This window comes from Streptomyces sp. NPDC055239 (assembly GCF_053606205.1).
In genome coordinates this window covers 228,145-242,573 of the sequence record NZ_JBSGRD010000013.1, presented here as the reverse complement: position 1 = coordinate 242,573, position 14,429 = coordinate 228,145, and the positions used below count along the sequence as shown (strand labels likewise).

Genomic DNA, 14,429 nt, shown 5'->3' with positions numbered 1-14,429 from the left:
TGCGGCTCAGGGGATTCTCCGACGGGCGGTACGCGGCTCGGTGTGCGGTCACCAAGAGGCGCCGAACACGGCCTTCAGTTCGTCGAGAGCGGGGGAGGGGAGCGGCTCGGGGCGACGGTCGGTCAGGAGCCAGAGGCGTGCCGTTTCCTCGAGTTCTTCGAGGACGGCGAGAGCGGATGCGGCGTCCGGGCCCCAGACAACCGGGCCCAGACGGTCGAGCAGTACGGCCCTGATCGGCGTGCGTCCTGCCGCACGATCAGCGATATGGCCGGTCACCAGGTCGGCCACCAGGGGATCGCCGGGCCGGTGGTAGGGGATGAGCGGGACGTGCCCGACCTTCATGACGTAGTACGGCGTGAGGGGCGGAAGCACGTCGTCCTGACTCCACACGCCGGCCAGGGTGAGCGCGACGAGGTGCGTGGAGTGGGTGTGGATGATGAACCGTGCCGTGGGGTCGGCGGCACAGATGCGGCGGTGCAGGGTGAGGGTCTTGCTGGCGCGGTCGCCCGCGATCTGCTCGCCCCCTGCGTCGACCAGGGCGAGGCGCTCGGGGGTCAGGAAGCCAAGGGCGGCGTCGGTGGGCGTGATCAGGTGGGAATCGCCGACCCGCGCGCTGATGTTGCCCGCGCTGGCGTGGACGTAGCCACGGGCGAACAGGCTGGTGCCCACACGGACGATCTCGGCGCGCGCCGCGTCGACGTCGCCGTCGGCAGGGCTGGGGAGCTTGCTCATACGGTCTCCCCGTCGAGGTGATCGAAGGACGCGGTGAAGAAGTCGGGGCCGCCGAAGTTGCCGGACTTCAGCGTGATGTGGAGCGTGTCCCCGCCGGGCAGGGCCGCCGCGCACCAGGGGACTCCGGGGTCGATCTGCGGTCCGATGCGCAGGCCTGTGAGGCCGAGCGCCTGGACGACGGCGCCGGAGGTCTCGCCACCGGCGACGACGAGCTGACGGACACCCACCTCCACGAGCCCCTGGGCGACGCGGGCCAGGGTCTGCTCGACGAGCTCACCGGCCTCGGCGACGCCCAGACGGCCCTGTACGTCCTTCACCGCGTCGGGCGCCTCGGTGGAGTAGACGAGCACAGGACCGTCGGCCAGATGCGCCGCGGCGAAGTCCAGGGCCTGTGCGGCCACGTCCTCACCGGCCGCGATCCGCAGCGGATCCACGCTGAACGCGGGGCGGCCGGTGCGCAGGAACTCTCGGACCTGACCGTTGGTGGCGCTGGACACCGACCCGGAGACGACGGCCTGATGGCCGCCGGGCGGGGGCAGTTGGGCCGCGGCGGGGGACGGCTCGAAGCCCCAGTTGGCGGGAAGACCGATCGCCAGACCCGAACCGGCGGTCACCAGCGGCAGCTCCTTGACGGCGGCGCCGAGCCGTACGAGATCGTCGTTCGACACGGCGTCGACGATCGCGGCTCCGACACCTTCCTTGCGCAGCGCGTCGATGCGCTCCTCGATCGCGTCGGCACCTGCGGCGACCACGGTGTGGTCGATGAGGCCGACCGGGCGCGCGGTCTGCGCGCCGAGCACGGACACTAGGTTGGAGTCGGTCATCGGCGTCAGCGGATGATGGCGCATGCCGCTCTCGCTGAGCAGGACGTCGCCGACGAAGAGATGCCCCTTGAAGACGGTGCGCCCGTTGTCGGGGAACGCCGGGGTGGCCACCGTGAAGTCGATGCCGAGCGCGTCCATCAGGGCCTCGGTGACGGGCCCGATGTTGCCGGTCCGCGTCGAGTCGAAGGTCGAGCAGTACTTGAAGTAGATCTGCTCCGCGCCCGCGGAGCGCAGCCACTCCAGCGCCCGCAGCGAGGCCTCGACGGCGTCGGACGCCGGTGTGGTCCGCGACTTGAGCGCGATGACGACGGCGTCCGCGTCGAGCGGCTCCTCGGCGCCGGTCGGCGGTACGTCGATCAGCTGGACCACGCGCATGCCCGCGCGCACCAGGTTGTTGGCCAGGTCCGTGGCGCCGGTGAAGTCGTCGGCGATGCAACCGAGTCGGATCCCCATGTCAGCCCTCCGACTTCTCGGTCTGCGCGGTCTGCGAGGTCGGCTCGACCTGCTCGGCCCGTTCGGGCAGTTCGATCCCCGGGAAGATCTTGATCACCGCGCTGTCGTCCTCGCCGCCCAGACCGGAGGCGGACGCCTGAAGGAACATCTGATGGGCGGTGGCCGCCAGAGGGAGGGGAAACTTCTCCGGCCGGGCCGTGTCGAGCACGAGCCCCAGGTCCTTGACGAAGATGTCGACCGCGGACAGCGGCGTGTAGTCCCCGGCGAGCACGTGCGCCATGCGGTTCTCGAACATCCACGAGTTGCCCGCGCTGTGCGTGATGACCTCGTAGAGCGCCTCTGCGGGCACACCCGCCTTGATGCCGAGCGCCATCGCCTCGGCCGCAGCGGCGATGTGCACGCCCGCGAGGAGCTGATTGACGACCTTGACCTTGGAGCCGATACCGGCCTCGTGACCCAGCCGGTAGACCGTGCTGCTCATGGCCTCGAGCACCGGATCCGCGATCGCGTACGCGGTGGGGGCGCCCGAGGTCATCATCGTGAGCTCACCGCTCGCGGCCCGCGCGGAACCCCCGGAGACGGGAGCGTCCAGATAGAGCACGCCGCGCTCGGCCAGACGCCGCTCGAGCTCGGCGGACCAGGTGGGGTCGGCCGTGGAGCACATGACGTAGACGGAGCCCGGGTGAAGACGCTCGGCCGCGCCGCCGGCGCCGAACAGGACCGACTCGACCTGCGCCGCGTTGACCACGACACCGACCAGGACGTCGACGGAGGCCGCCAGTTCACCGGCGGAGGCGAAGGCGGTGCCACCGTCCTCGGCGAAGGCGGAGGCCACATCCGGGCGCAGGTCATGCACACCCACATCGAAGCCCGCTTCCCGCAGACTCCGCGCCATGCCAAGGCCCATGGCTCCGAGACCCACCACGCCCACGCGCGTCTTTCCCGGCCTGTCCTGGTCGTTCATGCCCATCCTCGTCTCGCTGTGCTGTGCGTCCGGGGTGCGGCCCGGACGGCTCTCCATCCATGCGGCGATCGGGTCATATGATGACCTGAGGATGTGGCATAGCGCACTGTGATGCCAGTCACATATCGAGAGAGGGTGAGTGCCGGCCGCCGCCCCCGCCGCGCGGGAGCGCCGACCAGGGGCGCTCAGTGCTGCACGTGGCCCATGCCGGTGAACCACCGGGCCGACACGGCGGCGACCTCGTCCAGCGCTCCCGGGTCCTCGAAGAGATGCGTGGCGTCGGGGATGACGCGCAGTCGACTCAAGGTACGCAGCCGGTTGGCCGCTTCCCGGTTGAGCCGCAGTGCCTCGGTGTCGCGCCCTCCCGCGAGCAGCAGGACCGGCGCGCACACCTGGTCGAGCACCTCGTCACCGGCCAGGTCGAGGCGGCCGTCGGGGCAGACGACCGTGTCCACGAGGCCGGGCCTGGCTGCGGCGGCGCCGAGCGCGGCCGCCGCTCCCGTGCTGGCGCCGAACAGGCCGAGCGGCAGATCGGCGGCGCGTGCGGCGAGCCAGTCCACGGACGCGATCAGCCGGTGCGTCAGCAGATCGATGTCGCAGTGCTCTCGGCGGTTGTCCCTGTCCGCCGCGGCTTCGTCGGCGGTGAGCAGATCGATGAGCAGCGTCCCGAGTTCGGCGTCGTGCAGGACATCGGCCACGGCATGGCTGCGGGGGCTGTGCCGTGAACTGTCGCTGCCGTGGGCGAGGACCGCGACCCCGAACGCCGCGTCCGGCACGGTCAGTTCACCGGTGAGTGCCCCCTCGCCATCGGGCACGGTGATGGTTTCGAACAGCATGGGACCTCCGGATCTGGTGACGGGTGCGCGCCGGGTACCCCGTGCGGCCGGCACTACGCGGTGCTTGGTGTTCCGGTGTCCGTGTCAGGGGTGCGCCGGGCCCGCCGTACGAGGGCCCGGCCCCCGGCCGCGTACCACTGGTGTCCGAGCAGCACGGCCATGGCGATGCCGGTCACGTCCCCGCCGTAGTACATGACGTACGACGCGAGGTGCAGGTCGGCCGTGGCGTAGGAGGTGCCGGGCGGCCCCGTGGCGTACAGCGACTTGGCCAGGATGCCGTGCGCGGCCGACGCGGCAAGGAGGGCGCCGCCCCGCAGCGCGTATCCGGCACGGTGGCGCAGCGGGTCCAGGGCGAGAACGGCGAAGGCGAACAGCACGCCGGAGGCCAGAAGATGCACGCTGATCAGCGTGTGCAGCCACGGCCTGTGGTGTCCGGCGGCAAGGAGCGGCGTGCGGTACACCGCCCACAGGCCCGCGATGTGCACGAGCGCGGCCAGCGGTGGCCATACGAGCAGGGCCGCCGGTCGGGAACGTACACAGGAGAGAAGCCGCCGCCGTGGACCCACCGGCAGCGCGCGAAGGGTCAGCGTCACGGGTCGGCCGAGCACGAACAGCAGAGGGGCGATCATCCCCGTGCCCAGATGGGCGGCCATGTGTCCGGTGAACGGTGGCCACCCGCCCCACGGAGCGGTGAGCGAGGCGACGAGCACCGCGCCGCCCGCGCAGAACGCCGCGTCACGCCGGTGCGGCCACCGATCGCCGCGCCGGCGCAGCCGCCGGGCCGCCGTCACATAGCCGAGGCAGCCTGTGGCCAGGATCAGCACCACAGCGGTCATCGGCGGTCCCGCACGAGGAGGAGCGAGCCTGCGAGCAGGAACAGTACGGCGATCACGTTCCAGGTCCAGTCGTACGGTGCGAGATCCACGCCGTAGCGGATCTGGTGCAGCTCCAGCGCCTTGTGCTGGAACGTGCCGTCGTACAGCTGGAAGCCGCCGAGCCCCAGACACAGGCCCGACCACCAGGCGGTGAGCTGCCGGGCACCCCGGCGCCACAGATCCGCGTACAGGAACAGGCCCGCCACCATCGCCAGCCAGCCGAAAGCGTGGAAGATCCCGTCGGAGACCAGGCCGGCGTCGCTCGACGCCTTGTCGTAGAAGTGGTGCCAGTGCAGCAGCTGGTGGAACACCATCTCGTCGACGAACGCCGCAAGCCCTACGCCGACCAGCGCACCGGAGAGCAGGGACGGCCCCCTCACCGGCCCTGTCCCCGCTCCAGAGGGAAACGCTGCTGTTCACAGGGGTGGAACGTCATCCGGGCCTCCTCGGCGTCCAGCGGAAAGCGGGAGAGCGAGGCGCCGGGTACCCGCGAAGCGGAACGTCAGGCCGCCGGATCGCGCCATTGCGCCGCACGCCGCACGCCGCACGGCACGCGGCACGCGGGTGAAGGCCGGGTCAGACCTTCCAGGACCTGAGCTGGTCGGCGACGGCGTAGACATTGACGCGGCTGTCGCGGATCTTCCGGATGAGGTCGGAGAGCGCTCCGTAGGGCGGATCGATGCCCTCGCCGGACTGGTCCATGTACTGGGCGGCCACGAACGCCGCGTACAGGCTGTTGCGGTAGGGCAGGGGCTCCAGGCGCACGATGGTGTGCAGCAGGGCGGCCGCGCGCCAGGCGGCGTCAGGGTCGGCGGACTCCAGGGTCGGCAGCTTCGTCTTGTGACGTGCGACGGCGGCGACCAGCGCGGAGTAGTCCGAAACCGTCATGTCCTCGGGGGCGACGGCGAACTCCTGGACGTCCAGGAGCCAGGAGACGTCTACGTACAGAACCATCAGGCGGCCGCGGACCCCTCGTGACGCGCGGAGGGCGGCATCTCCTCGGGGTTGGCCGTGTCGAACTCGGCCCGCAGCCGGTCGGCCCACACGGAGGCGCCCGCGACGAACTTCTGGCGCTCCATTTCACGGACCCCGAGGTCGTGGAGGTACTGCTTGAGGCTCTTGCCCTCGGCTGCCGCGGCCGCGCGGACACCCTTGAGCTCCTCGTCGGTGAAAGTCACGTTCAGAGACGGCATGCCTCAACGGTACCAACTAGGTACCTGATGCGGGAGTGCCTTCCGAGTGCCGTCCCGGTGTCGGTGGCGTATCGGTGGCTGTCGGTCCGGTGTCGGTGAGGTCCGGCACCTTTCGAGAGGTCCGAGTTCAAGTCCTCACCCGAGCACAAGGAGCGCACATGACGATCACTGTCCGACCGGGAAGCACCGCGATGTTCACCGGCGATTCGATCACCGACTGCGGGCGGCTGGCGAGCGAGGACGGTCTCGGCTTCGGCTTCCCGCTGCGCGTCGCGGGCGAATGGGGACTCCGCCACCCGGACCGCCCCGTCACCTGGCTGAACACCGGGATCGGTGGCAACAAGGTGATGGACCTCGAAGCCCGCTGGCAGGCGGACGTGCTCGACGCGCACCCCGACGTGGTGACGATCCTCGTCGGGGTCAACGACATGGGATGGCACACGCTGGACCCACAGGGGTACGTGATCCCCGTGGAGGAGTTCGCAGCGGGCTACGGCCGACTGCTCGCGCCCCTCGCCGATGCGGGCACGGAGCTGATCCTCATAGAGCCGTTCCTCCTGCCGGTCCACGGCGTCATCGAGGCCGGTGCCGCACTCATCGGAGAGAAGGAGCGAAAGGAATGGCGCACCGACCTTGACCCGAAGATCCAGGCCGTGCGCGAGCTCGCCCGCGAGTACGGCGCGCATTTGATCGCCGCAGACGACATGTTCGCCGAACTCGCAGCGAGGACCGGGCCGGAGTACTGGTCCGCGGACGGCGTACACCCGACACCGGCCGGTCACGCCGCACTCGCGGAGGCCTGGCTGCGCGTGGTCGCGTGACCGGATGTCCTGACCGGTGACCCGGCGGAGGCCCGGTGAGCCGCCGTCTCAGAGCGCGGCGCAGGCGTCGCCGATCGCCTGGTCCAGGATCGTCAGGCCGAGCGAGAGCTCGTCCTCGGTGGCGGTCAGTGGCGGCGCCATCCGCAGGACCCCGCCCATGCCGGCGAGCTGGACGATGTTCAGGTGCAGGCCGAGTTCGAGGCAGCGCCGGGTGACCCGCGCCCCGAGCTCGGCCGAGCTCTGCTTCGTCTCGCGGTCGACGACGAGTTCGAGCCCGGCCAGCAGGCCCCGGCCGCGGATGTCGCCGACGACCGCGTGCCGCGTGGCGATGTCCGTCAGGCCGTGGTGGAGGAACGTGCCGAGCGATCGCGCGCGCTCGTCGAGCTTGTCGCCGATCAGGACGTCGAGGACGGTGTTGCCGACCGCGGCCACCAGCGGGTCGGCGACGTGCGTGGTGAAGAACAGATACCCGCGCTCGTACGCCTCCTGCTCGATCTCGGCGCTGGTCACCACGGCCGCAAGGGGCAGGCCCGCGCCCAGCGTCTTGGACAGCGTGAGGATGTCGGGGACGACGCCGTCGCGCTCGAACGCGTACCAGGTCCCGGTGCGGCACAGGCCGGTCTGGGCCTCGTCGAGGATCAACAGCATGCCGCGCTCCCTGCATTTGGCCTGCAGGGCCGCGAAATACCCGAGGGGAGGCTCGATGATTCCGCCGGAGCTGAGAATCGGTTCGACGAGGCACGCGGCCAGGCTGCCGGTCGACTGGGCGTCGATCAGGTCGAAGGCGAAGTCCAGCTGGCGGCGCCAGTCCAGCGAACCGTCGTCAGTCGTGAAGTCGGGCCGGTACGTGTTCGGTACGGGGATGGCGAAGTTGCCCGGCGCCCCAGGACCGTAGCCCTTGCGTCCCGCGCTGTACGTGGCGGACGCGGCGGCCTGCGTCATGCCGTGCCAGGACCGCGCGAACGAGACGATCTCGTGCTTGCCGGTGACGAGCTTGGCCATGCGGATCGCGGCTTCGTTGGACTCGGCGCCGGTCGTCAGGAGCAACGCCTTCTCCAGCGGCGCGGGCAGTGTGTCGGAGAGTCGCCGGGCGAGGTCGACCACGGGGCGGCTGAGCATGCCGCTGAAGAGATGGTCGAGGGTCGACACCTGCCGCTGGACGGTCGCGACGATCTCCGGGTGCGAGTGGCCGAGGATCGCGCTCATCTGGCCCGAGGTGAAGTCGAGGATCTTGCGGCCGTCCGCGGTGAACAGGAAACTCCCGGCGGCACGGTCGATGATCTCGCGGGTGAACTCGCCGCCGTAGCGCACGAGATGCTTGTCGCTGTCGGCCCAGAAGGCCTCGGCGGACGGAAGGGCACTGGTCGAAGTGGTCATGCCGCCGACGGTAGGCGGCGGTCGAGCGACACGTCCATCTCACTGATCCGGCTTTCCTGTTCGGGAAAACCGCACAACAATGAGGGCGTGATGAACCCCTGGAGGCTGCGGCTCCTGAGCCAGCTCGACACCCTTGGCACCGTGCGGGCGGTCGCCCAAGCCGCAAATCTGAGCCCGTCGAGCGTGTCTCAGCAGCTCGCCGTCCTCGAGACGGAGACGCGCACACAACTGCTCGAACGAACGGGGCGCCGCGTGCGGCTGACCCCGGCCGGGCTGATCCTGGCGCGGCGGGCGCGGGCGATCCTCGACCACATGAACAGCGTGGAGGCGGAGCTGCGCGGGTTCGGCGAGGAACCGGCCGGTCTTGTGCGCCTGGGGGCGTTCCAGAGCGCGATCCACTCGATGGCCGTGCCCGCGGTGAGCCGCCTCGCACGCGAGCATCCGCACCTCGACGTCGAACTCCTCGAGCTGGAACCGCACGCCAGCATGCCCGCGCTGCGGGGCGGTGACGCGGACATCATCATCACGACCACGGACTTCGACGAGCTGCCGCTGGGGCCGGACCTCGACCTCGTGCCGCTGGCCATGGACCCGGTCCTCCTTGTGGTCCCGCCCGGGCATCCCGCGGTCGGTCGCGGTGCCGTGAACCTCGCGGCCTACGCGGACGAGCCGTGGGCGTTCGACATACCGCAGTCGTACATGGCCAATCTCGCGCTACGACTCTGCCGTCAATCGAGCTTCGAGCCGCGGGTGGTGTGCCGGTTCAGCAATTACATGATGACCCTGCAACACGTCGAGGCCGGACTGTCGATCGCGCTCCTTCCCGGCCTCGCGGTCGACCGCCGCTACGACGTCGTCACCAGGGAACTCGCCACTCCGGTGACGCGCACGATCACGGCAGCGATCCGCCGCGGCTCACCGCCTCGCGCGGCGGTGCGCGCCGTTCTTGAGGCCCTGCGTCACCATCCGGAGCTGCCGTTGCCGCTGCCGGGTGGTGAGTGACCTGCTCCCGCCGCGAGCCTGAGCGGGCCGGGATTGTCAGTGGTGGCTGGGAGTGTGGGACGCATGGACAGGGATGAGGAGTTGCTGCGCGGCCGGGTCTACGGCCAGGACCATGACGACCCCCGGCAGGGCCCACAGCCGGGACGGGACTATGCCGAGCTGGTCGGCGGGCCACTGGACGGGCTGTTGCTCGACGTCACAGGCTGGACGAAGGGCGAGATGGACACGGGCGTCGCCCTGCCCACGGAGCTCGGCCATTTCGGCGCCGGCGGCCGGGCGATGTACGACCCGCGCCCCGGCGACCGGCGTCGCTTGGACTGGTCCGGGGACACTCCCTGACCGCCTTCCGGCTTTCTGCCGCCCCTGCCTCGGGAAGACGTGCCGACGGTGGCGGTCGACGCCTTGGCTAATCTGCACGGGTGACCACCGACCTGACCCTGCTGCCGCGTGTCGCCTATCGCGGGCAGGAGGTCACAGCACCTCTTCTTCGCGGCCTCCTTGCGCTGCTCGCGGGCGACTTGGGCACGGGGCGCAGCTCGGAGCGGCTGGTGGCGGGGCTGTGGCCGGACGCGTTGCCGGAGCGGCCGGGGAAGGCGTTGCAGGTCCTCGTGTCCAGGGCGCGGGCGCAGCTGGGCGCCGACGTCATCGCGAGCACGCCGACCGGCTACCGGCTCACTCTCGCCGAGCACCGGATCGACAGCTCCGCCCTGCTGCGGCACGCCGCCGTGAGCGCGGAGCGGGCCAGGGCCGGGGACCACGCGGGGGCGCTGGCCGCGGCCGATGCCGGGCTCGCGCTGTGGGGAGGCACCCCTGCCGGGGCAGCCGATCCCGACGACCCCGTAGCCGCGTTGCGCGCCGAACGCGCCCCCGTCCGCGGCGCGCTCGTCCGCGCGCAGGCGCTCGCCCTTGCCCGCCTCGGACGGCACGCGGAGGCGGCAGGGCCGCTGGCCATGGCCGCCTCGGAGCATCCGCGCGACGAGGAAGTCCTCGCCGAGTCGCTGCGCGGCGAGGCGGCCACGGCGGGCCCGTCCTCCGCGCTCACGCGGTACGAGGTGTACCGCCGCGAGCTGCGCGAGGCGCTCGGCACGGAGCCCGGCGCCGGACTCAAGGCCGTACAGCAGGAGCTGCTGCGCGGCGAGGCACCCGTGGTCAGGCACGGCGTGCCGCACGAGCCGAACCCGCTCATCGGCCGTGACGAGGACATCACGGCGGTGCAGCGGCTGTTGGGCGCCTCCCGCGCCGTCACCGTCATCGGGCCCGGAGGCCTCGGCAAGACCCGGCTCGCACACGCCGTCAGCCGCCGGGCCGAGCAGCGCGTGGTGCACTTCGTGCCGCTCGCCGGAGTCACCGCGGACGAGGACGTGGCCACAGAGGTGGCCGCCGCGCTCGGCGCGGGCGAGGGGCGACACGGCGTCGTGAGCGGCCACACCACCGCCGACCCGGTGTCCGGCATCCTCGGCGTGCTCGGCCCCGGGCCCGCTCTGCTGGTCCTCGACAACTGCGAGCAGATCATCCGGGGCGCCGCCGACCTCGTACAGGCCCTGGTCTCGTCCTCGAAGGAGCTGCGGGTGCTCGCCACGAGCCGGGCCCCGCTGGACCTCACGTCGGAGGCGGTGTACGCGCTGCCGGAGCTAGCTCCCGACACCTCGGTCGAGCTGTTCACGCAGCGGGCCCGTGCCGCCAGGAGCGGCGTGCGGCTGCCGCCGGACGCGGTGGCCGAGCTGTGCCGTCACCTCGACGGTCTTCCGCTCGCCGTGGAGTTGGCGGCGGCGCGGGTGCGGGTCCTTTCGGTACCGGACATCGCACGCCGCCTCGGCGACCGGTTCGCACTCCTGCGCGGCGGGGCGCGGGACGTGCCCGAGCGCCACCGCACGCTGCACGCGGTCGTGGAGTGGAGCTGGAACCTGCTCGGGCAGGACGCCAGAGCGGCGCTGCGCACGCTGTCCGTCTTCCCCGGAGGGTTCTGCGGTCAAGCGGCGGAGCAGGTCCTCGGCGAGGACGCGCTGTTCCTGCTCGAACAGCTGGCCGGTCAGTCGCTGCTCACCGTCGCCGACACCCCGGTCGGCGTGCGGTTCCGGATGCTGGAGACCGTACGCGAGTTCAGTGCGGCCCGCCGCGCGGAAGCCGGGGAGGACTGCGAGGCCATCGGCAGGTTCCTCACCTGGGCGCGGGACTTCGGAGTCGCTTACCACGACGCGCTCTTCGGCTCACGGCCACTGGCCGCCCGGGAACGGATCAGGGCCGAGCAGGACAACCTCGTACCGGCCCTGCGGCACGCCCTGGCGCGCGCGGACGGCCCCGCCACCGCCGCCCTCACCGCCGTCCTCGCCGCTCTGTGGGCCACCGACTCCAACTACCCGCGCCTGGCGACCCTCGCGGCGGACACCGGCCCGCCGCTGTCGCACTACGACCCGGGACCCGAGTACGTCGAAGTCGCCCGCGCCGCCGCGGTGTTGTGCACGGCGGGCCTGTTCATGAACCACGGCCCGCGTGCCGTACGCCAGCTCGTCACCCTCCGGCGGCTACCCGCCGCCCCGCCGGACACGCTGCCACGTGCCGTCGCGGCAGTGCTGAGCGCGGTCCCCGAGATGCGGCCCCCCGACTACGACGTGCTGCACACGCTCTGCGCGAGCACCCAGCCGCTGGTCGCGGGTATCGCCGAGTGCGTGGCCACCTACGTCTGGGAGTACGAGCACGACATCGACCGCGCGCTCGCATCGGCCCGCCGGACGATCGCCGCGCTGACTCCGGTCGACAATCCGTCGATGCAGCTCATGGGCCACTCCCGGCTGAGCGAGCTGAGCCTGCGGACGGGGCAGGGCTCTGACGCGTACGAGCACCTCAAGGCGGCGCTGGCAGAACTGCCGCGGCTCGGCGACGAGCACGACTACATCGGCATCCGCTCGGCCCTCGTCCTCGCCTGTCTGCAGCGCGGAGACCCGGACGAGGCCGAGTACTGGCTGAGGCGGGCGGCGGGCGACAACACCCCGCAGGAGGATGCCTTCTACAGCCCCGACCTCGGCGCCCGCGCCGAGATCGCACTCGCCCGGGGTCTTGCGGATGTCGGACTGGCCCTGTGGCGCAGCGCCCTGGAGCGGATGCCCGAGGCCGGTTCGCTGCACGGCGGCGACCCCTGGCTCGACCCATGGGCGCTGCAGATCCAGTCGGCGGCGGTGACGGCGCACGCGCACGCCGGTCGCCTCGCACTCGTGGCGCAGCCGCTCGACCGGCTGCGCCGACGGCTGGGCACGCTGCTCGGCGGCCCGCCCCGTTCGCCCGTGGAGCTCCCCGTGTTCGGGACGGTGCTGCACGCGCTCGGCATGGCGGCTCTCGCGTCCGGGGAGACCTCCGGCGTGCGCATGATCGCGCTGGCCGAACGGCTTCGGGTGCCGCGCGAGTTCCAGCCGACGATGTCGCAGGCCCGCGCCCGGCAGGCCGCCGAGGACGCCGACCGGGCGGCGTACGTCGACGCGGTGGCGCGGTACGCCGCCCTGGAGCGGGACGAGCTGTGGGAGGCGGCCCGCGCGCTTACTCCGGGGCGCGGTTGAACAACGACGTCGACCAGAAGTAGCCGAGCACCGCGAGACCGATGCACCAGGCGACGGCGATCCAGCCGTTGTCGCCGATCTCGCTGCCGAGGAGCAGACCGCGCAGGGTCTCGATGGCCGGGGTGAACGGCTGGTGCTCGGCGAGGGGCTGGAACCAGCCCGGCATGGCATCGACGGGGACGAAGGCGCTGGAGATGAGCGGAAGGATCATCAGCGGCAGCGCGTTGTTGCTGGCCGCCTCCGGATTCGGGCTTGCCATGCCCATCCCGACCGCGATCCAGGTGAACGCCGTGGCGACCAGCACAAGCAGACCGAACGCCGCCAGCCACTCCAGAGCCGTGGCGTCGGTGGACCTGAACCCGACGGCCACGGCGACGGCGCCGACAAGGGTCACGCTCATGACCGCCTGCAGCACGCTTCCGACGACATGGCCGATGAGTACGGAGCCGCGGTGGATGGCCATCGTACGGAAGCGGGCGATGATGCCCTCGGTCATGTCCATGGAGACGGACACCGCGGTCCCGGCCGGCGTTGCGCCGATGGTCATCAGCAGGATGCCGGGGACGAGGTAGGCGACGTAGTCGGAGCGGTCCGCACCGCCACCACCGATGCCCGCGCTCATCACGTCGCCGAAGACGTAGACGAAGAGCAGCAGCAGGACGATCGGCGTCAGCAGGATGTTCAGGGTGAGGGAGGGGTAGCGCCGTGTGTGCAGGAGGTTGCGGCGCAGCATCGTGGACGAGTCGCGTACGGCGAGGGGCAGGGAGCTCAACGGACAACCTCCTTGCGCTCGTTGGTGGTCTGGTTGACGGTCTGGTCGGTGGGCCGGTCGGTGCCGCTGGTCAGGGCGAAGAAGACGTCGTCGAGGTCGGGGGTGTGCACGGTCAGCTCGTCCGCCTCGATGTCGGCGGAGTCGAGCCGGTCGAGGACGGAGCGCAGCTCACGCTGGCTGCCGTCGCTGGGGATCTGCAGCGACAGAGCTTCGTCGTCCCGGGTGACTTCGCGCAGGAGGGAGGCGGCGGACCGGTACGCGTCCGGGTCGGTGAAGCGCAGCCGTACGTGCCCGCCCGGGATGAGCCGCTTCAACTCGTCGGAGCTTCCCTCGGCCACGATCTTGCCGTCGCTCAACACCGCGATGCGGTCGGCGAGTTGGTCGGCCTCTTCCAGGTACTGGGTGGTGAGGAAGACGGTCACCCCGCCGGAGACGAGCTCGCGGATGATGGCCCACATGTTGTGGCGGCTGCGGGGGTCGAGGCCGGTGGTGGGCTCGTCGAGGAAGATGATCCGGGGGTCGCCGACCAGGGTCATGGCGATGTCCAGGCGGCGTTTCATGCCGCCGGAGTAGGTGGAAGCGGGCTTCTGGGCGGCCTCGGTCAGGTCGAAGCGCTCGAGCAACTCGGCGGCCACCCTGCGCCCTTCACGGCGGGGGAGATGGTGCAGGTCGGCCATGAGGAGCATGTTCTCCTCGCCGGTGATCAGGCCGTCGACGGCGGAGAACTGCCCGGTGACGCCGATCTCGGCCCGCACGGCTTGCGGGGCGGTGGCCAGATCGTGGCCGCCGACGTGCAGGTCGCCCGTATCGGCCGTGATGAGGGTGGAGAGGATTTTGACGGCGGTGGTCTTGCCCGCGCCGTTCGGGCCGAGCAGGGAGAAGATCGTGCCTTCCGGGACGGCCAGGTCGATGCCGTCCAGGACGGTCTTGTCGCCGTAAGCCTTGCGCAGCCCGTGCGCCGCGATGGCGAGCGAGTGAGATGTGGTGGTGGTCATGCCGCAGAGGTTGCGGCATGGCGCATTCAGCGGGGTT

General features: G+C 71.3%; 15 protein-coding genes. 4 read left to right on the top strand and 11 right to left on the bottom strand.

What is annotated here, in order from left to right:
* Nucleotides 1-48: 48 nt before the first annotated feature.
* The 8 genes from ACWFRJ_RS34465 to ACWFRJ_RS34430 all read right to left on the bottom strand — a co-directional run bounded on the left by ACWFRJ_RS34465 (nt 49) and on the right by ACWFRJ_RS34430 (nt 5,877).
* On the bottom strand, nt 49-732 hold the full coding sequence (locus ACWFRJ_RS34465; RefSeq protein WP_453540033.1) for a class II aldolase/adducin family protein: 684 nt from the start codon (nt 730-732) through the stop codon (nt 49-51).
* Complete coding sequence (gene otnK / locus ACWFRJ_RS34460; RefSeq protein ID WP_453540030.1) at nt 729-2,009, bottom strand: 3-oxo-tetronate kinase; 1,281 nt, start codon at nt 2,007-2,009, stop codon at nt 729-731. Before otnK ends, ACWFRJ_RS34465 begins: the two co-directional genes overlap by 4 nt.
* Nucleotide 2,010: 1 nt before the next feature.
* Nucleotides 2,011-3,030, bottom strand: a complete 1,020-nt coding sequence (ltnD, locus tag ACWFRJ_RS34455) for an L-threonate dehydrogenase (protein WP_453540027.1) — start codon at nt 3,028-3,030, stop codon at nt 2,011-2,013.
* A 128-nt stretch (nt 3,031-3,158) separates the two neighbouring features.
* Nucleotides 3,159-3,809, bottom strand: a complete 651-nt coding sequence (locus ACWFRJ_RS34450) for a dienelactone hydrolase family protein (RefSeq protein WP_453540024.1) — start codon at nt 3,807-3,809, stop codon at nt 3,159-3,161.
* A 53-nt stretch (nt 3,810-3,862) separates the two neighbouring features.
* A complete protein-coding gene (locus ACWFRJ_RS34445) occupies nt 3,863-4,645 on the bottom strand; it encodes a cytochrome c oxidase assembly protein (RefSeq protein WP_453540021.1) in 783 nt (260 codons plus the stop codon).
* The gene (locus ACWFRJ_RS34440) at nt 4,642-5,064 is read right to left on the bottom strand and encodes a DUF2243 domain-containing protein (RefSeq protein ID WP_453540019.1); all 423 of its coding nucleotides are present in this window, start codon (nt 5,062-5,064) and stop codon (nt 4,642-4,644) included. The genes ACWFRJ_RS34445 and ACWFRJ_RS34440 overlap by 4 nt, the downstream gene beginning before the upstream one ends.
* 196 nt (nt 5,065-5,260) lie before the next feature.
* Nucleotides 5,261-5,638, bottom strand: coding sequence for a toxin Doc (locus ACWFRJ_RS34435; protein WP_453540016.1), 378 nt, complete (start codon nt 5,636-5,638; stop codon nt 5,261-5,263).
* On the bottom strand, nt 5,638-5,877 hold the full coding sequence (locus tag ACWFRJ_RS34430) for a hypothetical protein (protein ID WP_453540013.1): 240 nt from the start codon (nt 5,875-5,877) through the stop codon (nt 5,638-5,640). The genes ACWFRJ_RS34435 and ACWFRJ_RS34430 overlap by 1 nt, the downstream gene beginning before the upstream one ends.
* A 158-nt stretch (nt 5,878-6,035) precedes the next feature.
* Here ACWFRJ_RS34430 and ACWFRJ_RS34425 point away from each other — a divergent pair, with 158 nt between their 5' ends.
* Complete coding sequence (locus ACWFRJ_RS34425) at nt 6,036-6,698, top strand: SGNH/GDSL hydrolase family protein (RefSeq protein WP_453540010.1); 663 nt, start codon at nt 6,036-6,038, stop codon at nt 6,696-6,698.
* 48 nt (nt 6,699-6,746) lie between these two features.
* On the opposite strand, the gene ACWFRJ_RS34420 is transcribed toward ACWFRJ_RS34425, so the two are convergent.
* Nucleotides 6,747-8,075 carry an aspartate aminotransferase family protein gene (locus ACWFRJ_RS34420; RefSeq protein WP_453540007.1) on the bottom strand — a complete coding sequence of 443 codons (1,329 nt, stop codon included), beginning with the start codon at nt 8,073-8,075 and terminating at the stop codon, nt 6,747-6,749.
* Between the two features lie 90 nt (nt 8,076-8,165).
* On the opposite strand from ACWFRJ_RS34420, the gene ACWFRJ_RS34415 reads away from it, so the two are divergent.
* The 3 genes from ACWFRJ_RS34415 (at nt 8,166) to ACWFRJ_RS34405 (ending at nt 12,625) form a co-directional block, all read left to right on the top strand.
* On the top strand, nt 8,166-9,077 hold the full coding sequence (locus ACWFRJ_RS34415; protein WP_453540004.1) for a LysR family transcriptional regulator: 912 nt from the start codon (nt 8,166-8,168) through the stop codon (nt 9,075-9,077).
* Between the two features lie 63 nt (nt 9,078-9,140).
* The gene (locus tag ACWFRJ_RS34410) at nt 9,141-9,416 is read left to right on the top strand and encodes a hypothetical protein (RefSeq protein WP_453540001.1); all 276 of its coding nucleotides are present in this window, start codon (nt 9,141-9,143) and stop codon (nt 9,414-9,416) included.
* A gap of 80 nt (nt 9,417-9,496) precedes the next feature.
* Nucleotides 9,497-12,625, top strand: a complete 3,129-nt coding sequence (locus ACWFRJ_RS34405) for an ATP-binding protein (RefSeq protein ID WP_453539999.1) — start codon at nt 9,497-9,499, stop codon at nt 12,623-12,625.
* On the opposite strand, the gene ACWFRJ_RS34400 is transcribed toward ACWFRJ_RS34405, so the two are convergent.
* Nucleotides 12,606-13,397 carry an ABC transporter permease gene (locus ACWFRJ_RS34400; protein WP_453539997.1) on the bottom strand — a complete coding sequence of 264 codons (792 nt, stop codon included), beginning with the start codon at nt 13,395-13,397 and terminating at the stop codon, nt 12,606-12,608. The two genes, ACWFRJ_RS34405 and ACWFRJ_RS34400, sit on opposite strands and share 20 nt — an antisense overlap.
* Nucleotides 13,394-14,392 carry an ATP-binding cassette domain-containing protein gene (locus ACWFRJ_RS34395; RefSeq protein WP_453539994.1) on the bottom strand — a complete coding sequence of 333 codons (999 nt, stop codon included), beginning with the start codon at nt 14,390-14,392 and terminating at the stop codon, nt 13,394-13,396. Before ACWFRJ_RS34395 ends, ACWFRJ_RS34400 begins: the two co-directional genes overlap by 4 nt.
* Nucleotides 14,393-14,429 lie beyond the last annotated feature (37 nt).

Excerpts from the sequence above, each read along its gene's own strand:
- ACWFRJ_RS34465 (WP_453540033.1), bottom strand. The coding sequence starts at position 732 with ATGAGCAAGCTCCCCAGCCCTGCCGACGGCGACGTCGACGCGGCGCGC.
- otnK (WP_453540030.1), bottom strand. The coding sequence starts at position 2,009 with ATGGGGATCCGACTCGGTTGCATCGCCGACGACTTCACCGGCGCCACG.
- ltnD (WP_453540027.1), bottom strand. The coding sequence starts at position 3,030 with ATGGAGAGCCGTCCGGGCCGCACCCCGGACGCACAGCACAGCGAGACG.
- ACWFRJ_RS34450 (WP_453540024.1), bottom strand. The coding sequence starts at position 3,809 with ATGCTGTTCGAAACCATCACCGTGCCCGATGGCGAGGGGGCACTCACC.
- ACWFRJ_RS34445 (WP_453540021.1), bottom strand. The coding sequence starts at position 4,645 with ATGACCGCTGTGGTGCTGATCCTGGCCACAGGCTGCCTCGGCTATGTG.
- ACWFRJ_RS34435 (WP_453540016.1), bottom strand. The coding sequence starts at position 5,638 with ATGGTTCTGTACGTAGACGTCTCCTGGCTCCTGGACGTCCAGGAGTTC.
- ACWFRJ_RS34430 (WP_453540013.1), bottom strand. The coding sequence starts at position 5,877 with ATGCCGTCTCTGAACGTGACTTTCACCGACGAGGAGCTCAAGGGTGTC.
- ACWFRJ_RS34425 (WP_453540010.1), top strand. The coding sequence starts at position 6,036 with ATGACGATCACTGTCCGACCGGGAAGCACCGCGATGTTCACCGGCGAT.
- ACWFRJ_RS34420 (WP_453540007.1), bottom strand. The coding sequence starts at position 8,075 with ATGACCACTTCGACCAGTGCCCTTCCGTCCGCCGAGGCCTTCTGGGCC.
- ACWFRJ_RS34415 (WP_453540004.1), top strand. The coding sequence starts at position 8,166 with ATGAACCCCTGGAGGCTGCGGCTCCTGAGCCAGCTCGACACCCTTGGC.
- ACWFRJ_RS34410 (WP_453540001.1), top strand. The coding sequence starts at position 9,141 with ATGGACAGGGATGAGGAGTTGCTGCGCGGCCGGGTCTACGGCCAGGAC.
- ACWFRJ_RS34395 (WP_453539994.1), bottom strand. The coding sequence starts at position 14,392 with ATGACCACCACCACATCTCACTCGCTCGCCATCGCGGCGCACGGGCTG.